The sequence below is a fragment of the Nonomuraea sp. NPDC026600 genome (assembly GCF_040638335.1).
Taxonomy (GTDB): domain Bacteria; phylum Actinomycetota; class Actinomycetes; order Streptosporangiales; family Streptosporangiaceae; genus Nonomuraea.
Window position 1 is genome coordinate 288,948 of sequence record NZ_JBEZYD010000009.1, and the last position, 21,896, is coordinate 310,843.

Annotated in this window: 20 protein-coding genes; 13 read left to right on the forward strand and 7 right to left on the reverse strand. The window is 68.2% G+C overall.

Annotation, left to right across the window (positions count from 1 at the left end):
* Positions 1 to 2 precede the first annotated feature (2 nt).
* Both AB0F17_RS23070 and AB0F17_RS23075 read left to right on the forward strand, forming a co-directional pair.
* Positions 3 to 1,595: a hypothetical protein gene (locus AB0F17_RS23070; RefSeq protein WP_358026047.1), complete on the forward strand. Its 1,593-nt coding sequence runs from the start codon at positions 3 to 5 to the stop codon at positions 1,593 to 1,595.
* Complete coding sequence (locus tag AB0F17_RS23075) at positions 1,588 to 2,835, forward strand: alpha-L-fucosidase (protein WP_358026049.1); 1,248 nt, start codon at positions 1,588 to 1,590, stop codon at positions 2,833 to 2,835. The genes AB0F17_RS23070 and AB0F17_RS23075 overlap by 8 nt, the downstream gene beginning before the upstream one ends.
* Here AB0F17_RS23075 and AB0F17_RS23080 read toward each other — a convergent pair.
* Complete coding sequence (locus AB0F17_RS23080; RefSeq protein WP_358026051.1) at positions 2,832 to 3,473, reverse strand: polysaccharide lyase family 7 protein; 642 nt, start codon at positions 3,471 to 3,473, stop codon at positions 2,832 to 2,834. The genes AB0F17_RS23075 and AB0F17_RS23080 overlap by 4 nt on opposite strands.
* A gap of 145 nt (positions 3,474 to 3,618) precedes the next feature.
* Here AB0F17_RS23080 and AB0F17_RS23085 point away from each other — a divergent pair, with 145 nt between their 5' ends.
* The 6 genes from AB0F17_RS23085 (at position 3,619) to AB0F17_RS23110 (ending at position 10,432) form a co-directional block, all read left to right on the forward strand.
* Positions 3,619 to 4,626 carry a LacI family DNA-binding transcriptional regulator gene (locus AB0F17_RS23085; RefSeq protein WP_358026212.1) on the forward strand — a complete coding sequence of 336 codons (1,008 nt, stop codon included), beginning with the start codon at positions 3,619 to 3,621 and terminating at the stop codon, positions 4,624 to 4,626.
* A gap of 700 nt (positions 4,627 to 5,326) precedes the next feature.
* A complete protein-coding gene (locus tag AB0F17_RS23090; RefSeq protein ID WP_358026053.1) occupies positions 5,327 to 6,151 on the forward strand; it encodes a helix-turn-helix transcriptional regulator in 825 nt (274 codons plus the stop codon).
* Positions 6,138 to 6,362 carry a DUF397 domain-containing protein gene (locus tag AB0F17_RS23095; protein ID WP_358026055.1) on the forward strand — a complete coding sequence of 75 codons (225 nt, stop codon included), beginning with the start codon at positions 6,138 to 6,140 and terminating at the stop codon, positions 6,360 to 6,362. Before AB0F17_RS23090 ends, AB0F17_RS23095 begins: the two co-directional genes overlap by 14 nt.
* Before the next feature lie 82 nt (positions 6,363 to 6,444).
* Positions 6,445 to 6,795, forward strand: coding sequence for a hypothetical protein (locus tag AB0F17_RS23100; RefSeq protein WP_358026057.1), 351 nt, complete (start codon positions 6,445 to 6,447; stop codon positions 6,793 to 6,795).
* Positions 6,796 to 6,876: 81 nt separating this feature from the next.
* The gene (locus tag AB0F17_RS23105; protein WP_358026059.1) at positions 6,877 to 7,737 is read left to right on the forward strand and encodes a hypothetical protein; all 861 of its coding nucleotides are present in this window, start codon (positions 6,877 to 6,879) and stop codon (positions 7,735 to 7,737) included.
* Position 7,738: 1 nt separating this feature from the next.
* Positions 7,739 to 10,432, forward strand: coding sequence for a PQQ-binding-like beta-propeller repeat protein (locus tag AB0F17_RS23110; RefSeq protein ID WP_358026061.1), 2,694 nt, complete (start codon positions 7,739 to 7,741; stop codon positions 10,430 to 10,432).
* Positions 10,433 to 10,554: 122 nt separating this feature from the next.
* On the opposite strand, the gene AB0F17_RS23115 is transcribed toward AB0F17_RS23110, so the two are convergent.
* Positions 10,555 to 10,980, reverse strand: a complete 426-nt coding sequence (locus tag AB0F17_RS23115; RefSeq protein ID WP_358026063.1) for a hypothetical protein — start codon at positions 10,978 to 10,980, stop codon at positions 10,555 to 10,557.
* 121 nt (positions 10,981 to 11,101) lie between these two features.
* Between AB0F17_RS23115 and AB0F17_RS23120 the strand changes: the two genes are divergently transcribed.
* From AB0F17_RS23120 to AB0F17_RS23130, 3 genes are all read left to right on the forward strand, one after another.
* A complete protein-coding gene (locus tag AB0F17_RS23120; protein ID WP_358026065.1) occupies positions 11,102 to 11,299 on the forward strand; it encodes a hypothetical protein in 198 nt (65 codons plus the stop codon).
* 191 nt (positions 11,300 to 11,490) lie between these two features.
* Positions 11,491 to 12,852 (forward strand): hypothetical protein, encoded by a 1,362-nt coding sequence (locus AB0F17_RS23125; protein WP_358026067.1) that lies wholly within the window; start codon positions 11,491 to 11,493, stop codon positions 12,850 to 12,852.
* A gap of 58 nt (positions 12,853 to 12,910) precedes the next feature.
* The gene (locus AB0F17_RS23130; protein ID WP_358026069.1) at positions 12,911 to 13,753 is read left to right on the forward strand and encodes a methyltransferase domain-containing protein; all 843 of its coding nucleotides are present in this window, start codon (positions 12,911 to 12,913) and stop codon (positions 13,751 to 13,753) included.
* Between the two features lie 85 nt (positions 13,754 to 13,838).
* On the opposite strand, the gene AB0F17_RS23135 is transcribed toward AB0F17_RS23130, so the two are convergent.
* Genes AB0F17_RS23135 through AB0F17_RS23150 form a run of 4 tightly spaced genes read right to left on the reverse strand, consistent with a single transcriptional unit; the run spans position 13,839 to position 18,133 of the window.
* Positions 13,839 to 15,104 (reverse strand): alpha-L-fucosidase, encoded by a 1,266-nt coding sequence (locus AB0F17_RS23135; RefSeq protein WP_358026071.1) that lies wholly within the window; start codon positions 15,102 to 15,104, stop codon positions 13,839 to 13,841.
* 20 nt (positions 15,105 to 15,124) lie between these two features.
* Positions 15,125 to 15,964 (reverse strand): carbohydrate ABC transporter permease, encoded by an 840-nt coding sequence (locus tag AB0F17_RS23140; RefSeq protein ID WP_358026073.1) that lies wholly within the window; start codon positions 15,962 to 15,964, stop codon positions 15,125 to 15,127.
* Positions 15,957 to 16,853, reverse strand: coding sequence for a sugar ABC transporter permease (locus AB0F17_RS23145; protein ID WP_358026075.1), 897 nt, complete (start codon positions 16,851 to 16,853; stop codon positions 15,957 to 15,959). The genes AB0F17_RS23140 and AB0F17_RS23145 overlap by 8 nt, the downstream gene beginning before the upstream one ends.
* An 8-nt stretch (positions 16,854 to 16,861) precedes the next feature.
* Entirely contained in the window at positions 16,862 to 18,133 is a 1,272-nt protein-coding gene (locus AB0F17_RS23150; protein WP_358026077.1) for a sugar ABC transporter substrate-binding protein, read from the reverse strand.
* 97 nt (positions 18,134 to 18,230) lie between these two features.
* Between AB0F17_RS23150 and AB0F17_RS23155 the strand changes: the two genes are divergently transcribed.
* Both AB0F17_RS23155 and AB0F17_RS23160 read left to right on the forward strand, forming a co-directional pair.
* Complete coding sequence (locus AB0F17_RS23155) at positions 18,231 to 19,400, forward strand: ROK family transcriptional regulator (RefSeq protein WP_358026079.1); 1,170 nt, start codon at positions 18,231 to 18,233, stop codon at positions 19,398 to 19,400.
* 174 nt (positions 19,401 to 19,574) lie between these two features.
* Positions 19,575 to 21,029 (forward strand): sialidase family protein, encoded by a 1,455-nt coding sequence (locus AB0F17_RS23160; protein WP_358026081.1) that lies wholly within the window; start codon positions 19,575 to 19,577, stop codon positions 21,027 to 21,029.
* A gap of 61 nt (positions 21,030 to 21,090) precedes the next feature.
* Here AB0F17_RS23160 and AB0F17_RS23165 read toward each other — a convergent pair whose 3' ends face one another.
* Positions 21,091 to 21,786: an FCD domain-containing protein gene (locus AB0F17_RS23165; protein WP_358026083.1), complete on the reverse strand. Its 696-nt coding sequence runs from the start codon at positions 21,784 to 21,786 to the stop codon at positions 21,091 to 21,093.
* Positions 21,787 to 21,896 lie beyond the last annotated feature (110 nt).

A 21,896-nucleotide genomic window follows, 5' to 3' on the forward strand; every position in this document is an offset into this window, starting at 1 on the left:
TCATGACGTACGAACTCAGCCGCCGCGCGCTGCTGGCGGCCGGCGGCGTGCTCGCGGTGACCGGCCTGGCGGGGACTCCGTCCGCCTACGCCGACTCGTGGCGCTCGACGCTCGTGTACCGCAAGCACGGCAGGCTCGTCTACGCCGAGGACGCCGAGCGTAACCGCGTCCCGGACTTCAGTTACGCCGGCTACCGCAACGGCGAGTGCCCGCCGCCGCGCCTGCGGGTGGTCAAGACGATCAGGCCGGTCGAGGGCGACAACACCGCCCACATCCAGGCCGCGCTGGACGAGATCGCGGCGTTGCCCGAGCACCGGCGCGGCGCGCTGCTGCTCCTGCCGGGCCGCTATCCGGTGTCCGGGACGATCTACGTACGCTCCAGCAGGACCGTGTTGCGCGGTTCCGGGGATGGCGAGGACCCGGCGGAGAACACGGTCATCATGGCCACCGCCGCGGGTCCGGCGGACCGCACGGTGATCGTGGCGGGCGGCGAGGGGCCGGTGAACTGGTCGGCCTGGCGGGGCGAGGTGCCGGGCACGCGTACCGACATCGTGTCCGACTTCGTCCAGGTGGGCGCGCGCACGTTCGAGGTCGCCGACGCCCGCGGGCTGCGGCCCGGCGACAACGTCATCGTCTTCCACCCCTGCTCGGAGGGCTGGCTGAAGGCCGTCGACTACGGCGGGCACGACACCGGGCGGCCGTGGAACGTGGACGAGGAGCCCATCCTCTACAACCGCTACATCACCGATGTCACCGGCAACCGGGTGACCGTCGACGCGCCGGTCTTCAACCACCTGAACCGGTCGCTGTCGCAGTCGTACCTCTACAAGACCGACCGGGCCGGCGTGGTCACCGAGGTCGGCGTCGAGAAGTTGCGGGTGGACGTCGAGTTCGCCGGCGACCCCTTCGCGGAGAAGTCGGCGGTGCAGAACGCCATCCGGATCTTCCGGGCCGAGGACGCCTGGATCCGCGACTGCACGGCGCTGCGGTTCTGGCAGGTCGGCATGGAGGCGTGGGAGGCCACCCGGGTCACGGTCGACAACTGCCGCGCGCTGGAGCCGACCGGCTCGACCTCCGCGGGCGGCAACCGCTACAACTTCTGCGCCCACCCGTTCGCGCAGCTCGTGCTCTTCAAGGACTGCCACGCCACGAAGGCCAGGCACTCCTTCATCTGTAACGGCGCCGCCTCGAACTCGGGGATCGTCTTCCTGCGCGGGACCTCCGAGGAGACCTACAACACCAGCGAGGGCCATCGGCGCTGGAACACCGGCCTGCTCTACGACGGCCACCGCGAGGTGAACCCGCACCGCACGCTGACGCTCGGCCTGTACAACCGTGGCTGGTGGGGGACGTCGCACGGCTGGTCGGCGGCCCATTCCGTGGCGTGGGGGTGCGACATGTCCGGCACCCAGATCGTCGTGCAGAAGCCGCCCACCGCGCAGAACTACGTCGTCGGCGCCAGGAACGCCGTGGTGAACGCCAACGGCCCGTTCGCCCAGCCGATCGGGTACGTCGAGGGCGTCGGTGAGTCGGCCCTGCAGATCCCGTCGCTGTACGCGGCGCAACTCCACGAAAGAGGTTTCCGCGATGTCTAGGACCGACGCCTTCCGGGAACGGCGTTTCGGGCTGTTCGTCCACTGGGGCCTGTACGCGCTGGCCGCCCGGCACGAGTGGGTGAAGCAGCGCGAGCGGCTCTCCGACGACGACTACCAGCGCTACTTCGACCACTTCGACCCTGACCTGTACGACCCGGAAGCCTGGGCGGAGGCGGCCGAGCGCGCCGGGATGCGGTACACGGTGCTGACCGCCAAGCACCATGACGGGTTCTGCCTGTGGGACTCCGGGCTGACCGGCTACAACGCCGGCCGCACCCCGTACGGCAAGGATCTGGTCGGGCCGTTCGTGGAGGCGTTCAGGGAGAGAGGGCTGGGGGTCGGGTTCTACTACTCGCTGCTGGACTGGCACCACCCGGACTTCCCCATCGACGGGCTGCACCCGGCCTACGTCGAGGGCGGCGACTTCCCCGAACGCGATGTCACGAAATATGCCGACTACCTGCACGGTCAGGTCGAGGAGCTGCTGACCCGCTATAGCCCCGACACCCTGTGGTTCGACTTTTCCTACAGCGGGCGGATCCGGCAGGGCAAGGCGGTCCACGGCGGCAAGGGCAAGGCCGAGTGGCGCTCGGCGGAGCTCGTGGCGAAGATCCGCGCCCTCCAGCCGGACATCCTGCTCAACGACCGGCTGGAGCTGCCGGGCGACTTCACCACGCCCGAGGCGTACCAGCCGACCGGCCCGATCGGGGCGGTCGGGGAGGCGTGCCAGACCCTCAACGGGAGCTGGGGCTACTACCGGGACAACCACACCTGGAAGTCCCCGGAGCTGCTGATCAAGATGCTCGTCGACTCGGTCTCCAAGGACGGCAACCTGCTGCTCAACGTGGGGCCGAACGGCCGCGGCGAGTTCGAGCCGCGGGCGCTGGAGACGCTGCGCGAGATCGGCGAGTGGATGCGGCCGCACGGGCGCTCCATCTACGGGGCGGGCGCCAGCACGTTCCAGGCGCCCGCGGACTGCCGTTACACGCAGCGCGGCGACCGGCTCTACGTGCACCTCTTCTCGTGGCCGTACCGGCACCTGCACCTGCCGGGATTGGCGGGCAAGGTGCGGTACGCGCAGTTGCTGAACGACGGGTCCGAGATCCGCACGTGGGCCCCCGACCCGGCCTACGACAACGGCCACGTGCACTCGATCGCGATCCCCGAGGGCACGCTGACGCTGGAACTGCCCGTGGAGCCGCCGAAGGTCGCCGTCCCGGTGATCGAGCTGTTCCTCTAGGACTTCTGGTAGAGGTGGACGTTCTTGATGTAGGCGTCGTTCCTGCTCGCCATGCCGGCGCGGCCGTACAGCCCGCACTTGAAGTAGTGGGTGGCCGCGCCGTGGTCCTGGAACGTGGCGCGGAACTGCCGGTTGACGAAGACGTGCACGAGGCCGGGACCGGTCTCGTGCACCACGTTGAGCCGCAGGTAGGTGTCGTAGATCGGCCCGTATATCTGCGCCTGGTCGTAGTAGTGGAGGCTGTTGGTGTTCATGGCCAGCGTCATGAACGCCGTGGCCCACGTGGAGCCGCCGAAGACCTGCATCACGCAGACGTTGTGGGCGCCGGCCGCGACCTTGATGTCGCACTCGAACTGCGCGCTGCCGGAGGTGTAGTCGTTGCGGAAACGCAGCTCGCTGCGCGGCCCCGAGTCCTGTCCCGGGAACGTGCTGGGGTCTGTGGAGTAGAGCCAGAAGTGGTGCTCGCCGGTGGCGGCGTCGTAGGTGTGCCGGGTCAGGTCCGGCGGCTGGTGCACGGTGTAACCGGGGGAGATCTCGGTCCACCCGGACCCGATCGGCGCGGCGTACGCGGCCGACGGCCATCCCCAGGCGGTCAGGCCGAGCGCGCCGGTTCCGGCGATGAAGGTTCTTCTGCGCATTTCCCGCTCCCGATGGGTTGCGAAAGATTGCGAAACAAGATCTAGCGGCACCGTAGGCTAAACGTCGGAGGTCGTCAAGGGTCCCGGCGGGCAGGCAGACTTCTGATCGGCAAGACGTTCTAGTGAAGGGTTTGACGTGGACGACATGACTGTCCCCCGCCGCAGCACCATGGCGGACATCGCCGCCCGGGCGGGGGTCTCTCCCTCCACGGTGTCGAAGGTGCTTCACGGCAGGTCGGATGTCTCCCCCCAAACCCGCGGCCGGATCCAGCGGCTGCTCGGCCAGCACGGCTACACCCTGCCGGGCCACGGCGAGCACCCCGGCGGCCTGATCGAGTTCGTCATCAACGAGCTGGACAACCCCTGGGCCGTGGAGCTGATCCGCGGTGCCGAGGAGGCCGCCCAGGCCGAGGGCATGGGCCTGGTCGTGTCCGCCGTGCACCATCGGAGCAAGCTGGCCCGAGACTGGCTCGACGCGATCGGTAACCGGGGGTCGCTCGGCGCGATCCTGGCCGTCTCGGAGCTCTCCACCGAGCAGGAACGCGAGCTGAACCGCATGGGCATCCCGTTCGTCGTGGTGCAGCCGTCGGAGGACGAGAGCCAGGACACCCCCTCGGTCGGCTCGACGAGCTGGCAGGGCGGCTTCTCGGCCACCCGGCACCTGATCGAGCTGGGCCATCGGAGGATCGCGATGATCACCGGCCCGGTGGGCCGCCTGACCTCGCGGGTGCGCCTGGACGGCTACCGCGCGGCGCTCGACCAGGCCGGGATCGAGCCCGACCCGGAGCTGATCCGGCACGGCGACTACTCTCACGAGCCCGCCTACGGCCTGTCCCTGGAGCTGCTCAGGCTGCCCGACCGGCCCACGGCCGTGTTCGCGGGCAACGACCTTCAGGCGCTGGGCACGTACCGGGCGGCCAAGGCGTGTGGTCTGCGGGTGCCGGAGGACGTCAGCGTGGTGGGCTTCGACGACCTGCCGTTCGCCCAGTGGATCACCCCACCGCTGACCACTGTGCGCCAGCCGCTGGCGAACATGGCCGCCATGGCCGCCAGGCTCCTCGTCCAGCTCATCAACGACGAGCAGCCGGAGACCCTGCGGATCGAGCTGGCCACCCGGCTGATCGTCCGCGAGAGCACCGCCCCGGCACCATGAGCACCCCCGCTACGTCGCGGATCTCCGGGTCGCCAGGTTCCTGGCTGCTCGGAGGTAGCCGGGGATCAAAGTGGCGGCTTTCGCCGGTTTTCCCGTAGGGACGATGTAACGAATGTCCGGCATCAAGGCGTGGTCTTCCCCGACCCGAGCCACTTCCACGATGTACGCCGCTGACCGGTCGGAGGCTATGCGGACCGTGGCGACGCGCCACCCCTGAGGAGCGAAGACCACGAGTTCCGGGGGATACCGGTCGAGGTTGCTGCGCGGGGCGGCGGGGAAGGGCGCGGAGCGTGAGCTTGAGCCACTCGACGACATAGGTATGTACCCCGCGCCTGGTCAGCAGCACGCGTAGCTTGGCCAGGGCCTTGTCATGCTCGGCCGCGGCACTGTTGCTGATCGGCAAATGGCGTGGGTGAGGTTCTGAAGGTTCGGTCGTTTTCCCCAGCAGTTCGCGAGCCATTCCCTGTCACCGCCCATGTTCTGTCCCGGAATGCGCCGGGATTATCCAGTTTTTTAACCAGACAGGATGATGATGACCTGTCCGGATGGCCTGTCTGTGTTCCGAGAAACATCGCCAGAGTGCCGCTTTCCAGCTGGCTTTGTAGTCGGCAAGCAACTGTCCGTATTCGGACAGCTTCGGTATGCCTTTGTCTGTGCGATGTCGGAGAGAGCGGTCCGGAGCATTTCGAGGAGCGTGACCATGTCCGTGGATGAACAGGCCCCATCCCCAGACGAGCAGAACTCATACGGTGCGGTCCTGAAGGAAGCCCGAACAGCGGCCGGCCTCTCTCAGACGGCAATGGGGGCGCTGATCCCGTGCAGCGAGAGCCTGGTCGGCCTGATCGAGCGCGGCAAGCGGCACCCGACCCGGCAATTCACGCACGCGGCTGAGACCGCCCTGGATCTGAACGGGGAATTGCTTCGGCTGCTGCCCAGCGCCAAGGTGGTGTCGGCACCGAAGTGGTTCAGGGAGTGGCCAAGGGTGGAGGAGAACGCCCACACCATCCGAACCTGGCAACCTCTTGTCGTTCCGGGCCTTCTGCAGACGGCCGCTTACGCGCGAGCGATCCTCTCCGCCGAGCCAGGAGTCACCCAGGACTGGATCGAGGAGACCGTCGCGACCCGACTCCACCGTCAGGCGGTGTTCGACCGCGATAAGCCGCCGATGTACTGGGCGCTGCTCGACGAGTGCGCTCTGATCCGCCCCATCGGGGGTGCCGACGTCATGCGGGAGCAGTTCGAGCACCTGCTGAAGATGATGGCCACCCCCTTCATCTCGATCCAGATCGTCCCCATCAGCGTGGGGGCAACGCCGGGTCTGCTCGGCGGCTTCGCTCTGGCTCAAGGCGACGGTATGCCGGACCACGTCTACCTTGATGCCGCTGCACAGGGCTCCGTATCCGCTCGCGAGGAGATAGTACGAGCGGTTAATCTCAGATACGACGCGATTCACAAATGGGCGCATCCCATACATGTGAGCGAGCGACTAGTACGTGAGGTGGCGGCAACGTATGAAGATCAGTGATGAGCTGCGCGCCGAACTAGCGGCCGCTGCGTGGAAGAAATCCACACTCTCCGGATCAAATGGGGGAGACTGCCTCTACGCAGCCAAACTGAGCGGCGACCGATACGCGATCAGAGACTCTGAGCAGCCCGACGTCGAGCCGCTGATCTTGCGAGGAGGCGTCTTCCGCGCCTTCGTGGGCGGCGCGAAGCTCGGCGAGTTCGACATCTGACCTCTCTGCAAGAGGCCCCTGCAAACAACCAGACGATTCCCCTAACGACCAAGAAAAGGACCCGTCTACCCGAGGCGCCGTCATGGTGATTACCTGCGAGGAAGACGCCACCGCCAATCTCGTCATCACCGCACTCAACAAGCGAGGGGTGACTGTCGCACGGGTCGATCCAGCAGACATCGGCCCCGATCTGGTGTTCAGTGCGCAGATCGGGGCCGGCAAAAACCGCTGGGCAGCATCGGCGAACTACTCGACCAGGACGGCAGCCACATCGGCCCCCGCCCCCACCCCGCCAAGTCTCTTGCGCATCCTGCATGCCCGCAAGCCGCTGGTAACCCAGCGTCGTTGGCGCCGCATTTCATTCGAAATCGTGTGTGTCCGCCGCTACTGTCCCGGCCTCTGGCGAGCTGGCGCAGAGGAAATCCCGAAATAGCGCAACGCTACGGCCCGCGTACCGATATAGCGAGGAAGAGATTCGGCGGGCGGCCGTACACCGCTCATGGGGGGATGTCCCATGGCCAAAGTGCGTCAGAAAAAGCGTGCCCAACCTGCCCGGACCAAAGCCCCGCAGGCCGAGCAGCCGGCCGGGTCCGGGCGGAAGGCGACGTGGACGTGGCTGGCCGGGATCCTCAGCGCCGTGATCATCGCGGCGATCGGGGTCGTGTTCACCACGTGGTTCAACGCGCGCGGACCGGACACCTTCGACCGGATCAGCGGCGGACCCCCGATCACGGTCGGCTACGTGGCCATCGAATACGAGGGGCAGCTCACCGCCTTGAGGGAGCCGGTGACCGACCCCGACGAACGGGTGGCTCTGAGGGCGAACGCGGCCGGCGCGGCACGTGAGGCAGTCCTGACCAGCCACCACCGGGCCCTGATCGACACCATGAACGTCACCGTGACTCTCGTCGGTAACCGCAGCAGCCTGCGCATCGTCGACATGAAGCCGCGCATTCTCACCCGCGGGCCGGTGTCGGACGGCGCACTGCTGGGCGCCAGCGGCGCCGGGGAGATCGACACCATCGAACTCGCCGCCGACCTGGATCGGAAGGCTCCCCGCTTCACCACGGACAAGGATCTGAAGATTCCCTACTTCAGGAAGAAGCAGATCGACGTGAAACGGGACGAGCGGGTCACGCTCAGCATGACGATCAGCGGCAAGAAGGCGTATTACGAGTTCGATCTCCTGGTCACCGTGCTGGCGGAGGCCCGGACCGAGCAGATAGTGATCAACGGGCCGGGCAAGAGCCCGTTCCGGCTCACCGGGGCCGCCAAGTCCTACCGCTCCTACTACGGCGATACCTCGTTGGGCGGCTGGCAGCCGCTCTCCGGTGAGCAGGTCTGCGAGATGGAGCCGACGGCCAGGGGGTGCTGACGTGCGAGGGCTCCGCACGGGTTCCGTGCTGCTGGCGCTCCTGCTGGCCTGCGCCGGCCTGGTCGCCGACGGGCCGCGTCTGCCTCTGGTGCCGGTCGCGTGGCGCCCGGCCTGGTCGACGCCCACCGGCGACGACGCCGACAGGCCGCTCGCCGCGGTGTCCGACCAGGCCCTGGCCGTGGCGACGCGGCAGGGCACGGTGCGGGTCCACGATCCGCGTACCGGCGAGATCCTGCGGAACGTTCCCATCGACCCCCGCTTCCCCGCTCCCATCACCGGCGTCTGGGTGACGTCCGGCACGCTCGTCGTGTCAAAGGGCGTGACCGACAACCCCGGTCAGGCCCTGTACGGCTACGACCTGGCCACGGGCGCCGCGCTGTGGCAGCGAACGATCGTCGTCTCTACTCAGGAGATATCTGAGGGTGTCGGTACGTACCATGGGCCGCAGGTCATGGTGACCCGCCGCGGCATCGTCATCGTCGAGCGGACGGCAGAGCCGTTCGACCTGCTCTCCCTCGATCCCCGGTCCGGCAGGACGCAGACGCGCGCGGCCCATCCGGGACACTGCGACCTCGTGGGCGCCGCGACCGATCAGTCGCTGATGTTCCTCAGCTACTGCGCCGGGAACCGCGTCCAGCTCGCCTCCGTGGATCCGCGCACCCTGCGACCGGAATGGACGCGCCCGATGCCGTCCACCTTCTCGCTGCTGGACGTTCCAGAGGTCGGAACCCCGCCGCGGCTGGACGTCCAGGCCGGTCCGGAAGGATATGTCTATGCCATCTCGGGGGACGAGGGTTTCTTCTTCGCGCCGGACGGTCGGCGGCTGTCCACCGTCCGCGAAGCCGTCGCGGCCACCGGTCCGACGCGGGGGAGCCGGCCGCTGTTCGTCGGCGCGTATCCCACGATCGGCGAGTTCGGGGAGCTGAACCTGTACGAATCGTGGCCAATGCCCGCCTACCTGCTCTCGCTGGACACCGGCACCGGCCGCATCGGCGGACTGCCGCTCGCCCTGCCCTCGGACACCGCGTCCCTCGTCGGAACGATCCGCGACATGGCCTTCGTCCATCACCAGGGCCTGATCACCGCCTACCGGCTCGTCCATGGGCTCTCCACCGAACGCGCCCTGTTCGGCGGTGTCCCCGTGAGCGCCTGGCCGGACGCCTGCTCCCTGCTGACCGCCCGTGACCTGGGCGTCCTGGCGGATGGCTACCGCGCTGTCCCCACGGCGAAAACGCTGGCCGGAGTCACGTTGCCGAAACCCGGAGCATGCGACTGGGTGCCGCCCACGGACGACGCCCCCGTCCTCACACTCTCGGTCGACTGGGTGTCCTCCTCGACCACGGACGCGCGTGACCTCTTCACCGGGGCGGCCACCTATGCCAAGGACACCTACGGTCTCGATCCTTTCGACGAGAGCAGCCGGCATTTCTCCTATGCCGAGTTCCCGGCGTCCGGGGCCCTCGGCGTGACGGTCGTCAACGTGGGCCCGGTCATCGTCCGGCTGAGCTCCGCCTCGCGGCGGGCGCTGCGGCTCGTCGGCCCGCTGCTGCGGGACAACCTGCTGGCGCGCTACCAGCCGGGCGTCCGCGAACCCCTCCCCGCGCGCAGGGGCGGCTGGAGCCACCCCACCGACGGGACCGTCTACACCGAGCCGGTGGTGGTCGACGGCGTCGTCTACGCCGGCAGCGGCGACGGGACGCTGCAGGCGCTCGACGCCCGCACCGGAGCGGCGCGATGGATTGTCCAGACGGCCAGCCCCTTCTTCAGAGGGCTGGTGGTGGTGAAGGGGACCGTGTACGCCCAGAGCGGAGGCAAGGTCGTCGCCGTGGACGCAGCCTCCGGCCGCAGGCGGTGGAGCCGCATGATCGAGGCGGACTCCGGCCCGGTGGTGGCGGACGATGTGCTCTACACGGTCACCGACGACTTCGAGGTCGTCGCCCTGGGTACGACCAGCGGCAAGGAGTTGTGGAGGTTCCGGCCCGACGGCTTCGCGCTCAACACCGATCTCGTGGTGACCGGCGGCGTCGTTCTCTTCGGCAGCGACGACGGCGCCGTGTACGCCTTGGACGCCTCCTCGGGCGAACAGGGGTGGCGTTTCCCGGCCGGCGGCGGCGAGGAGCGCATCGAGCTGGTGGTGGCCGACGGGGTCGTGTACGCCGCCGGCGCGAGCGGCCAGGTGCACGCCCTGGACGCGGCCACCGGAAGGGGCCGCTGGGCCTCCCGGGTTGACGGGGCCGTCGTCTTTCCTCCGGTGGCGGCCGGCGGGGCCGTCTATGTCAAGGTCAGTGGCGGCGCTACGTACGCGCTGGACGCCGCCACCGGCAGACGGTCGTGGAGCTTCCTCGCCCCGAGTGGCGATTTCGCCTTCAGTTGGGGCCTCTCGGCCGCCAAGGGACTGGTGTACGTCGGCGCCGCCGACGCCCGGGTGCACGCCCTGGACGCGGCCTCCGGGACGGAACGATGGAGCTTCCCGGTCGGCGAGGGCGTTGCCTCCGGCCCCGTAGTCACCGCAGGGGTCGTCTACGTCGGCGGCGGCGACGGGTCGCTGCACGCGCTCGACGCCGCTACCGGAGCGGCGCGATGGAGTTTCCGGGTCGGCGGCGACATCTGGACCACGCCCATGGTGGCCGACGGTCTCGTTTACGTCGGCAGCACGAACGGCAACCTCTCAGCACTGCCCACGGCTGGCGGCTAGCGTCCCAGGCCACTGAAGACCACCGCGCCGGGACAACTGTCTGGCTGTGGGACGAGGTCGAGAAGGCCATCGTGACCTGGCAGGAAGCTGGTCGGCCTCACCAGCCGGATTCGGCCTCACCGTCACCCGAGATGGCCAACAGGTATGGCCTGGCGATCCCGATGGACCGCGCTGGGACCTTCCCGTATAGCGTCGCGTTCGTCCCACCGGGTCAGAGCGCGGCGGGCTGTTTCTTCGACGACGGCTTGCTCGGGGTCCTTGCCGGCGAATGCGCGTACGTCGTCCATGCCGGTGAAGAAGGTGATCGAGGTGAACATCACTTCTTCGCCGTCCTGGCGACGTAGCAGGCGGGCGCCGCGGAAGCCGGCGACTTGCTGGAGATGCTCGGCGACCTCGGATTCGTAGTGGTGCTGGTAGTCGTCGGCTGTCGTTGTCGAGGCCCATCCTCGCCATATCCGCGCGATCATGCGCTGCACCTGTCCCTTCCTTGTCTGCCGGCTCCTTGTCTGCCGGCGGGTCTGAGCCGATTCGATCAGCTTGAACGCCATCGCAAGCCCGCTACTCACACATAGACGGACAAAAGTCAAGAATGGCGACGAAGATCGTCAAATGCTATACAGGGGAAGATCGTCGGAAGCGCCGTGGCGGCGCCACGGAGAGGGAGTTACGTTGAACAGTCTGCTTGCTCTGGAACCCCGTGAAGCAGGAACGAACGTGCTGGAGCCGACCATCGGCTTCCTCGAGACCGTCAAGGCGCAGGATGGGCGGCTGCAGATCGACAGCTCCTGGGGCCAGGCGGCTGACAGCTCCTGGGGCCAGGCGCCTGACAGCACCTGGGACCAGGCGGGCGACAGCACCTGGTCGTAGGCGGCTGACGGCACCTGGCCCGCTGTCGAGGCCGTGCTGAACGTCCTGGAGAAAGAGGTCCGGCATGCTCTTCTGGCGTGATGGCGTCAATGTCTGAGGTGTCAGCGAGGGACTCCGAAGCCATCGAGAAAATCGTCGGAGAGCATGTCCGGACCGGCCATCGCATACACCTCGGACCGACGTGGCTGACGGTGTATCCCGACGGTGTCCCGCTGCTCGAACATGGCTGGAAACTGCATGTCTCCTCTCGGTCGGCGACCTACTCGGAGCTGGTCGAGAAGCTTGTTCCCCTGCTTCTGGCCGAGGGCTGCGTGTTCAAGCTCGCACGCTCGCACCAGGTCCTCGACAGGCTGAACAACGGATACAGCGCCCCGGCGAGCGTCGGGAAGGCGTTCACGATCTACCCGGACCAGCGGCATGTCCGTGAACTGGGCCTGCGGCTGGCCGAACTCCTGCGTGGCCATCTGGGGCCGCGGGTGCTCAGCGATCGGCGGGTGCACCAGGACTCCCCGGTGTACTACCGATATGGTCCGTTCAAGAAGCTCGACGATTCCGACGCGCGGGGATCTTTCGTCGCCCGGATCGAAGGGCCCGGCGGGGAAGAGTTCGAGGGGCTCGCCGGGCTGCACTACGAGCAGCCGGCCTGGGTCGTCGATCCGTTCACCGGCCCGCGCCCGGACGAAGAGAGCGCTCTGGAGGAACCGGCGGTTCTCGGCCACCACTACCGGGTCGTCGCGGGAATCTTCGAATCCGCGCGTGGCAACGTCTATCGGGCCGTCGATCAGCGCGACGGGACGAACGTCGTCATCAAGCAGGCCCGTGCTCTGGTGGACGAGACCGCGACCTCGGGCGACATCCGCATGCGGCTGCGCAACGAACGCCGTGTCCTGGAGGCTCTCAAGGATTGCCCGGGTGTCCCGCGATTCCTGGATCACTTCCGGCACGGCCAGGACGAGTTCTTGGTGACGTCCGACGCCGGCCCGGTCAATCTCGCCGAGGACATCGCCCAGAATGGTGTGTATCCGCTCGATGCGCAGCATGGCGCCGGAGATCGGCGTTGCCTCGAAACGCTCGGCAGGCGACTCGCCCAGATCCTCCTCGATCTTCATACGCGCGGCATCGTCATGCGCGACCTCGCACCGAAGAACGTGGTGATCGACGGTGACCGGGTCAGCGTCGTCGACTTCGGCGTGGCCTGTTACGACGGCCTGCACCTCCCCGGAGGGACGCATGGCTACGCACCGGCGCGGCAGTGGCGCGACGAGCCGCCACGAGACACCGACGACCTTCACGCCCTGGCCATGACGCTGCTGTTCGCGACGTGGTCCATGCGGCCGGTCACGCTGGGGGACGACTCCGATCTGCCCCGCGAGCGCGCGCTCGAGGCCATCCGGCCCGCCCACGGCGAGGAGCCGACCGGAATGATCGGCATCATCGCGGACCTGCTCGGCGACGAACACGCCGCCCGAACCGCACTGCGGCGGCTCGCGGCGGGGGAGATCTCGGTCGGGCGGACCCCCGAGGAGAGCACACAACTGCCTGTTGTGAGGTGAAAATGCGCCGCCATGAAGGACCCCGAAGATCTGCCCCAGTTCCGGCCAAGGAGACACTTTGCACGCTCCCGACCTCCGTACTCTTGGCGATCTCGCGGAAGAAGAGCCGCGGGACCGCCGAGGAGCCGAAGACCGCCAGGAGGATCATTCCGGTCCTCGCATCGGTGACGCGATCGGGGACATGCTGCGCGATGCCTACCGGGCATCTCTGACCTCGGACGCCGCGCCGGTCCTCCAGATCGTGGAACGCGACGACGGACTGGTGAAGTCCCTTCCCGTCGCGCCCTGGATCGCGCCGATCGAGCAGTGGCCGAACGCGGAACGCCGAGCATTGGATCTGCTCAAGGGCAAGGTCCTGGACATCGGCGCCGGCGGAGGTCGAGCCGCGCGCGTGTTGCTCGACCGAGGCCACGCCGTCACCGCGAGCGACATCTCCCGTGGCGCGCTCGAGGTGTGCGGGCAGCAAGGGATAGGGTCAACCGTTCTCGCCACGGTCGACGAACTCGCCGCGACCGGGGCGCGTTACGACAGCTTCCTGCTCCTGGGCGCCAACCTGGGCCTGCTGGAAAGCCGCGAGCGGGCACCGCGGTTCCTGCGGGCTCTGGCCGCGATGGCCGCACCGGGTGCCGTGATCGTCGGCCGAGGCAACAACCTGACTGATTCCGACGATCCGCTGCACCTGCCCTACAACGAACGGAACCTGCGGGCAGGCCGCATCGCCGGACAGCGCACCATGCGGATCCGCTATCGCGACGTGGCGACACCCTGGTTCCACTACCTGTGCCTGGCACCACGCGAGCTCGACGAACTCGCCTCCGGCACCGGCTGGGAACTTACCGACACCACGTATGACGAGAACTCGACGGCCGCCTACATCGTCACCCTCCGCCGAGAGGGCTGACCGGTTTCGGCGTCCCTCTGTCCCAGGGCTCGGGTGTCCGCCCAGGCCCCGGTTCCGGCGGGTGCCGCGAACCGGGGCCTGGGCGTCAGTCGGTGAGGAACAGTTCGATGACCGGTACGGCGACGTCGGGGCGTTGAACCGGCAGGTCGACGGTCAGGATGTCCGGGGTCAGGGCGCCGATCGTCGTGTTCCCGGCCGTCTGGGCAGGGTCGATGACGCGCGTACGGATCTCCGACGCGTCGTGCAGGAACTGGGCGTACTTCACGCGCCCGGCCAGCCCCGGCAGGTGCAGGTGGCGGAACGGCCAGGCGAACAGGTGCAGATAGAGCCGATCACCCCGCTGGGTGTAGCGGCAGTCGGGAGGCGCGGTGAAACCGCTGGGACCGGCGCCGTAGACGGAGCGGGAGTTCAGCCGCATCCAGTCGCCGATGTCGCCGAGGGTCTGGCGGGCGCGGGGGTCGATCTGGCCGCGTCCGTCAGGGCCCACGTTGAGCAGCAGGTTGCCGCCCTTGGCGACGCTGTCGATCAGCATGCGGACGAGCAGGTCAGGGGATTTGTAGTCGAGATTGTCCCGGTCGTATCCCCAGCTGCCGTTGAGGGTCTGGCAGGCCTCCCAGGGCACCTCGCGGCCGTCGACGGTCATCGGGCCGGCGGGCTGGTACTGCTCGGGGGTGACGAAGTCGCCGGGGATGTCGAGCCGGTCGTTGACGATGATCCCTGGCTGGAGCTCTCGCACCATCTCCAGCAGTTCGGGAGAGCGCCAGTCGTCGGCGCCCTTGCCGCCCCACTCGCCCGGCCTGTTCCGGTAGGAGAAGTCGAAGAACAGGTAGTCGATCTGGCCGTAATCGGTGAGGAGTTCGCGTACCTGGGCGTGCAGGTAGTCGGCGTACTTGGAGACGTCGCGGCCCGCGGTGGCGGCCTTGTACGCCTCGTCGTCGCGCTGCGGGTGGCGGGAGTCGACGGGGAACTCGGGGTGATGCCAGTCGATCAGCGAGTGGTAGAAGCCGACCTTCAGCCCTTCGGCGCGTACGGCCTCCACGAACGGTGCGATCAGGTCCTTGCCGTAGGGGGTGCGGGTCACCTTGTAGTCGGTGTGCGCCGAGTCCCACAGGCAGAAGCCTTCGTGGTGCTTGGTGGTGAGGACGATGTAGCGCATACCGGCCTCCTTGGCCAGCCGCGCCCACCGCACCGGGTCGTACAGGTCGGGGTCGAAGTGGTCGAAGTAGCGCTGGTAGTCCTCATCGGTCAGCCGCTCGCGGTTCTTCACCCACTCGTGGCGGGCGGGCAGAGCGTACAGACCCCAGTGCACGAACATGCCGAACCGGGATTCGGCGAACCAGGCGTGGTCCAAGACATTCCTTTCATGAGTTTTCACCGGCCGCCGAAACCGCTGGTCGCGATCCCGCGTACGAGATGTTTCTGCAGGAGGATGAGCAGTCCCGCGGTGGGCGCCATGGAGATCACCGAGGCGGCCATGATGAGGTTCCACTGAGTGCCCTGCTGGCCGAAGAACATCTTCAGGCCCAGCGGGACCGTGGCCTTCTCGTCCACCGAGTTGATGATGATCAGCGGCCACATGAAGCTGTTCCAGAAGTTGATGAACGTGAAGACCGCCAGTACCGCGAGCGCGGGCCTGATCAGCGGCAGCATGATGCTGGTGAAGACGCGCACCGCTCCCGCGCCGTCGATGCGGGCGCTCTCGGACATCTCTTCGGGGATGGTCAGGAAGAACTGGCGCAGCATGAACGTCCCGAAGGCGGTGAACGCCCAGGGGAAGATCAGCGCCTGGTAGGAGTCCACCCAGCCGAACCATTTCATCAGCATGAACATCGGCACGACCAGCACTTCCTGGGGGATCATCAGCGTGGCCAGGAAGACCAGGAAGACGCCGTCGCGACCGCGCCAGCGCAGCCGTGCGAAGGCGTACGCCGAGGTGGCCGAGGCCACCAGCACCACGAGGGTGCCGCAGACGGCGACGGCGAACCCGTTGAGCACGAACCGCCCGAACGGCAGGTACTCGAACGCCTCGGTGTAGTTCTGCCACCGGAACGCCGACCCGAACAGGCTCGGCGGCGACCCGAACACCTCGTCGGGCAGCTTGAACGAGGTGGCCAGCATGTACACCAGCGGCGACAGGAACGCGGCGGCCACCAGGTAGAGCGCGATGTGCGAGATGACCAGCCTGACGCGGCGGACGGCGTGATCAGACATCGTAGTTCACCCACTTGCGCTGGCCGGCGAACTGCACCGCGGTCACGCCCAGGATCAGCACGAACACGATCCAGGCCCCGGCGGACGCGAGTCCGAACTGATAGATCGAGAATCCCTTGTCGAAGACGAACATCATGAGGGTCTCGGTGTCGTTGCCGGGCCCGCCGCCGGTCATCAGGAACGGCTGGGTGAAGATCTGGAACGACGTGATGAGCGTCATGGTCGTGGCGAAGAACAACGCCGGGGAGATCATCGGCAGCATGATGCGGAAGAACTGCCGCCATGGTCCCGCCCCGTCGATCTGCGCCGCCTCCAGCAGGTGCCGGGGGATGGCGTCCAGCGCGGCCGAGAAGACCAGCATGTTGTAGCCGAACCCCTGCCACACGCTCATCGCGACGACGGCGAACATGGCCCAGCCCTGCTCACCGAGGAAGTTCGGCGCGTGCGTGCCGGTGGCGGCGTACAGCGTGCCGTCGATGAGCCCGTCCGGCTGGTAGATCATCCGCCAGACGACCGCGTTGGCCACCATCGGCGTGACCACGGGCAGGAAGAACACCACGCGCAGCGCCTTGCGGCCCTTGATGCGCGGGCCCATCCACACCGCCAACCCCACCGAGACGATGAGGTTGAGCGGCAGGTAGAGCACCACGAACAGCAGCGTATTTAACAGCGCCCGCCGGAAGACGGGATCGGTGAACAGCGTCGCGAAGTTCTCCAGCCCGGTGAAGGTGCGCTCGCCCACCGCGGGCCACTGGAAGAACGCCATCACCAAGGACAACACGATCGGGAAGAGGGTGAACACCGTCAACCCGATGAGGCTGGGCCCGGCGAACAGGGCCGCGGCCCGCCCATCACGGCGCAGGCGCGGGGGTTTGGCGTCGTGGTGCACGTCGCTCCCTACGCCGGTGCCTGCTGTTGCACCTGGCCGAGTACGTCCGCCGCCGTGGCCTGCCCGTTGAAGGCCTGGATGCCGTACTGGGCCAGCAGCTTCTCCACCGGGTCCCAGTTGCTGGTCGTCCGGAACGGCTTCGCGGAGGCGTTGGCGGCGTCGAGGACCGGCTTGGAGCCCTCGAAGGCGTTCTCGTACCACTTGTTCTGTACGGACTTGCGCGCCGGATAGGCGCGCCCGACCGAGCCGAGCTGCCCGAGCACCTCGGCGCTGGTCATCGTGCTGACCGCCTTGAACGCCTCGTCAGGGTAGGGGCAGGACTGGGAGATACCGAAGCCGGACCCGGCCGAGTAGCTCTTGGTCCCGTTCGGACCGGCGGGGATGGTGGCCAGGCCCACGCCGAACTTGGCCTTCGCCTTGAGCTCCAGAACGGACCAGGGGCCGTTCACCGACATCGCCACGTTGCCGTTGAGGAACTGGGTCTCGGTGAAGTTGTTGTCCACACCGGGCACCTTGGGCGCTACCCCCTGCTTGGCGACCAGGTCCGCGTACCACTGGAAGCCGGTCTTCATCTGCTCGGTGGTGAGGGTGAGCTTGCCGGACGCGTCCATCGGCTCCGCGCCCGTCTTGGACAGGATCATCGAGAACATCCCCAGGGCCGAGGGGTAGGCCACGAAGCCGTACTTGCCGCCGGTGGTCAGCTTCTTGGCCGCCGACTCGAAGTCCGCCACGCTCCAGCCGACCTTCGGGTCCGGCACGCCGGCCGCCTTGAACATGTCCTTGTTGTAGGTGAGGATCAGCGAGCCGACGTCGTACGGCAGCGCGTACTGCTTGCCGCCCGAGGCCAGCCCGGCCATGATCGAGGAGTCGAAGTCGGCGATGTCCAGGCCGCTCTTCTTGATCAGGTCGTCCAAAGGACGCATGCCGCTGACGTAGCCGCCCGTGCGCAGGCTCTGCATGGACACGATGCACGCCGCGCTGCCGCCGGCCAGGCGGGTGCCGAGTTTGCTGAAGTAGTCGGCGAACGGCGCCGTCTCGAGGGTGATCTTGATGTTCGGGTACTTCTGGGTGACCTGGTCGGCCACCTTCTGCCAGGCATTTCGGTCCTCAGTTCCGGACGCCCACATCGACCAGGTGAGCGCCACCGCGCCGTTGCTCGCCTTGGTGCCTCCTGCCGAGTCCTGGCCGTCGCCCCCACAACCGGCCGTTAATCCCCCCGCGATGACCACCGCTGTTGCGATCGCCAGTGATCTCCGACCGCCATGCATCTGCCTGCCCATCGCAGCTCCACTCAATAAGCTCGGGGCCGAGTTAATTGTTTCGAAACTAGGGCGTAGCAATCCGTAATGTCAATGAGCTCGTGAGAGGAAATATCCGATGACTTCTCGCCGAACGGCTGGTCGCGGCGATCTGACTCGCGTGGAGATCCTGGCCCTTCTCGGCACTGCCGGCGCCCTGGACCGCCGCCAGATCGCGGCCCGGCTCAAGCTCGGCGACGCGACCGTGCACGAACACACGAGACGCCTGTTGGCCAGCGGTTATCTACGGATTCTCGCCCCGCAGGCCGGGGTGGTCGGCCGGCCGCGCATCCCCCTTCAGGTGGTGCCGGAGGCCGCCGCGACCATCGGCGTACGGGTGGCCACCGACCACCTCGTCACCGTCGTGGCGGGGCTGGATGGAGGGCTGCTCACATCCGATGTATCGCCCTTCGACTGTCACGCAGACCCGATCCCTCAGCTACTCAGGGTCATCAGCCAGCGGCTGGCCGACCCTGCCGTGGGCCCCAGGCTCAAGGCCGCGGGCGTGGCCGTGCCGGCCTCCGTCGATGCGGGTTATATCCGGTTCTGTCCACGCTTTGGGTGGAGCAACCTTCCCCTCGGTGAACGGCTGCGCGCCGAGCTGCCGATCCCGGTGCTCGTCGACAACGACCTCACGGCCAGCACCACCGCCGAACTCCTGTACCTGACGGGACGTGAGCAGGACGACTTCCTGGTCCTCGGCCTCGGCGACGGGGTGGGGGTCGGGGCGGTCCTGCGGCGGCGGGTGCACCGCGGTCCGAGCGGGCTGTCCGGCGAGTTCGGCCACACGCCGGTCGCCGCCACCGGCCCGCGCTGCGCCTGTGGCGCCCGGGGCTGCCTGGAGACGTTCACCGGCGACGACGGGATCCTGCGCGCCGCCCGTCGCGAGGGCCTCGCCGAGGCGTCCACCACGATCGAGGAGCTCCGCTCACGATGGGTCTCGGGTGACCGGTCGCTGGCCGGAGTGCTCGCCAAGGTCGGCGCCATACTCGGGCGGGCGGTCGCCGGCGTCGTCAACCTGCTCGGCACGCCCACCATCGCGGTCATCGGCGAGAACCACGTTCTCTGGCCGGGTCTGGAGCCCGGGTTCTCCGCCGTGATGCGGACCAGTCAGGTCACCGCGGCCTACCGCGTCCAAGTGATCGTCCGTCCTTGGAGCGACGCCCAGCACGCGCTCGGCGCCGCCGGTCTGGCGCTCGCCGCTCCGGAAACGCTTTCTGCCGGACCACCCGGTACGCCAGGCGGATGACCAGGCGGGTCGCCTGTCAGACGCGGCTTGCGGCTTTGTCATCATTCACAGTGATCATTCGGCAGACGAAACTGATCTTGCGCCGGTAATCTTCCCTCGTCGTTCGCCGGACGCCGGGGAAACCCCGGTAGGCCGGTGACGTCTTCATCAACACAACGAAGATGAGGAATGCTCGTGATCCGACGCTTCAGGGCTCTGTTACCAGCAGCGGCCATCCTGCTGACCGGCACCGTCGCGCTGCCCGCCGCCGCGGACGACTCCGCGACCGCCGGGCCCGCCGTCGTACGGCCGGTCTCGGGCATCAGCCCGCTGGCCGCAGGCTGTGGACTTCCCCCGGCCGACGGCTACACCCTGAACTCCAACACCGAAGTCCTGCCCATGCTGGCGCGGGACCCGAACCGTCCGCAACACCTCGTCACGGTGTACCAGCAGGATCGCTGGAACCGCTACGGCAGCAACGGCGCCGTCACCGCCACGTCGGACGACTACGGCCTGACCTGGCAGCAGTCCACGAACCTGCCCGCCTTCTCCCAGTGCAACGGCGGCACGAGTGCCAACGGCGGAGACTACGCCGTCACGACGGACAACTGGGTCACTGTCACGCCATCGGGTGCCGCGGTGGCCGCGTCGCTGTCGATGTCCCGCGCCGGTGACGTGACCGCCATCCTGGTGGCCCGCTCCGGCGACGGCGGCCGGACCTGGGACGCGCCGTCCACCCTGCAGCGGGACGACAACCCGCAGTTCTTCAACGACCGCCCGACGGTGACCGCGGACCCGTACCACCCGGGCGTGGTCTACGCCGTGTGGGACCGCATCGACAGCACGGACGCGGGCTGGGTGCAGCCGATCTACCTGGCGAAGTCGACCGACGACGGGCGCACCTGGACCACGAGCAAGGTGTACGACGTGCCCAACAACAGCGGCGTCATCGGCACCCAGCTGGTGCCGCTCCCGGACGGGACGCTGCTGATCGGCATGCACCACGAGACGGACACCGAGGGTGCGACCCAGGTCATCCGCTCGACCGACGGCGGCGCGACCTGGTCGGCGCCGACGCTGAACGTCCCGGCCCCGCTCGCGGTGGGCCCCCGCATCCCGGACCCGGACAACTCGGGTGACCCGGTGCGCAACGCCTCCCTGCCGCTGCTGGCCGCCCAGCCGGGCACCCAGGTGGTCAACGCGACATGGCAGAGCCAGGAGGCCGACGGCACATTCCACGTGGCCTACTCGCGTTCGGCGGACGGCGGGCAGACGTGGTCCACCCCGATCCGCCTGGACAAGACGCCCACCGGTTCGGCCGCCGTACCGGCCGTAGCCGCGTCCAAGACGGGCACCGTGGCGGTCACGTACTACGACTTCCGCAACAACACGACCGACCCGGCCACCCTGCCCACCGACATGTGGGCCGTGACCTGCTCGAGCAACTGCGCGAAGGCGAGCGCGTGGCGCGAGCAGCACATCGAGGGGCCGTTCGACGCGCGGAAGGTCCCGTTGACGAGCGTGGGACGCCTGCTCGGTGACTACACCGGCCTCGTCTCGGTCGGCAACGCCTTCACGGCCGTGTACGGCGTCTCCACCGGAGATGCCGCCAACCCGGTGGACGTGCACAGCGCGATCTTCACCGGCTGAGCGGTCGTACGACGGCGGCGGGGTCCGGGCACACCGGGCCCCGCCGCCAGGACGTGACCCTTCAGGCCACGTCGCGATGGAGCAGGGCCAGCGTCTGTTCCAGCTCCGTCTGCAGGATGCGGCTCGCCGCCTCCCCGTCCCCCCGCCTGATGGCGTCCACCAGCCCCGCGTGCGCGTCGTCGCCCGGGTTGGGGTCGGCGTGCCGCAGGCCCAGCAGTTCCACCACGTCCACCAGTCGTCCGCGCAGCCTAGGGGCGAACTCGGCGAACAGGTCGTCGAGCACCGGATTGCGCGCCGCCGCCACCACCGCCGCGTGCAGCGCGATGTCCGCGTCCACGAAACCCCCGTCGTCGCCCCCGGCCGCCGCCCGCCGTGCCCGCAGGGCCGCCTCCAGTGAGACGAGGTCCTCGTCGGTACGGCGGGTCGCGGCCAGGCGGGCGGCCTGGGTCTCGACCATCATGCGCACCTCGTACACGTCCGTGATCGCGGCCCGCCGGAGCCGGGTGGACCAGTCCTCGGCCGGTTCGGTGGCGATGACGAACACGCCGCTGCCCTGACGGGCCTGCACCAGCCCGGCGCCCGCCAGCGCGCGCAGCGCCTCGCGGACGGTGGAACGGCCCACGCCGAGGGTCTTGGCCAGGGCGTTCTCGCCGGGGATCCGGGTGCCGATCGGCCAGTGCCCGCCGGTGATCTGCTCGCGCAGGTGCTCGGTGGCCTGTTCGACCAGGGGAGTGGGGCGGAGCATGCCGAGCGGCATCGGATCAACCTCTCAGGTTGTCTGAGGACCTGTGTTGTGGTTAGTGTACCCGGCATGACATCACGCGGTCTCCTTCTCGGCTGCCGCGGCGGGGCCTGAATCGACCGGCA

Coding starts and splice junctions, on each gene's coding strand:
- AB0F17_RS23070 (WP_358026047.1), top strand. CDS start 3: ATGACGTACGAACTCAGCCGCCGCGCGCTGCTGGCGGCCGGCGGCGTG.
- AB0F17_RS23075 (WP_358026049.1), top strand. CDS start 1,588: ATGTCTAGGACCGACGCCTTCCGGGAACGGCGTTTCGGGCTGTTCGTC.
- AB0F17_RS23080 (WP_358026051.1), bottom strand. CDS start 3,473: ATGCGCAGAAGAACCTTCATCGCCGGAACCGGCGCGCTCGGCCTGACC.
- AB0F17_RS23085 (WP_358026212.1), top strand. CDS start 3,619: ATGACTGTCCCCCGCCGCAGCACCATGGCGGACATCGCCGCCCGGGCG.
- AB0F17_RS23090 (WP_358026053.1), top strand. CDS start 5,327: ATGTCCGTGGATGAACAGGCCCCATCCCCAGACGAGCAGAACTCATAC.
- AB0F17_RS23095 (WP_358026055.1), top strand. CDS start 6,138: ATGAAGATCAGTGATGAGCTGCGCGCCGAACTAGCGGCCGCTGCGTGG.
- AB0F17_RS23100 (WP_358026057.1), top strand. CDS start 6,445: ATGGTGATTACCTGCGAGGAAGACGCCACCGCCAATCTCGTCATCACC.
- AB0F17_RS23105 (WP_358026059.1), top strand. CDS start 6,877: ATGGCCAAAGTGCGTCAGAAAAAGCGTGCCCAACCTGCCCGGACCAAA.
- AB0F17_RS23115 (WP_358026063.1), bottom strand. CDS start 10,980: ATGGCGTTCAAGCTGATCGAATCGGCTCAGACCCGCCGGCAGACAAGG.
- AB0F17_RS23140 (WP_358026073.1), bottom strand. CDS start 15,964: ATGTCTGATCACGCCGTCCGCCGCGTCAGGCTGGTCATCTCGCACATC.
- AB0F17_RS23150 (WP_358026077.1), bottom strand. CDS start 18,133: ATGGGCAGGCAGATGCATGGCGGTCGGAGATCACTGGCGATCGCAACA.
- AB0F17_RS23155 (WP_358026079.1), top strand. CDS start 18,231: ATGACTTCTCGCCGAACGGCTGGTCGCGGCGATCTGACTCGCGTGGAG.
- AB0F17_RS23165 (WP_358026083.1), bottom strand. CDS start 21,786: ATGCCGCTCGGCATGCTCCGCCCCACTCCCCTGGTCGAACAGGCCACC.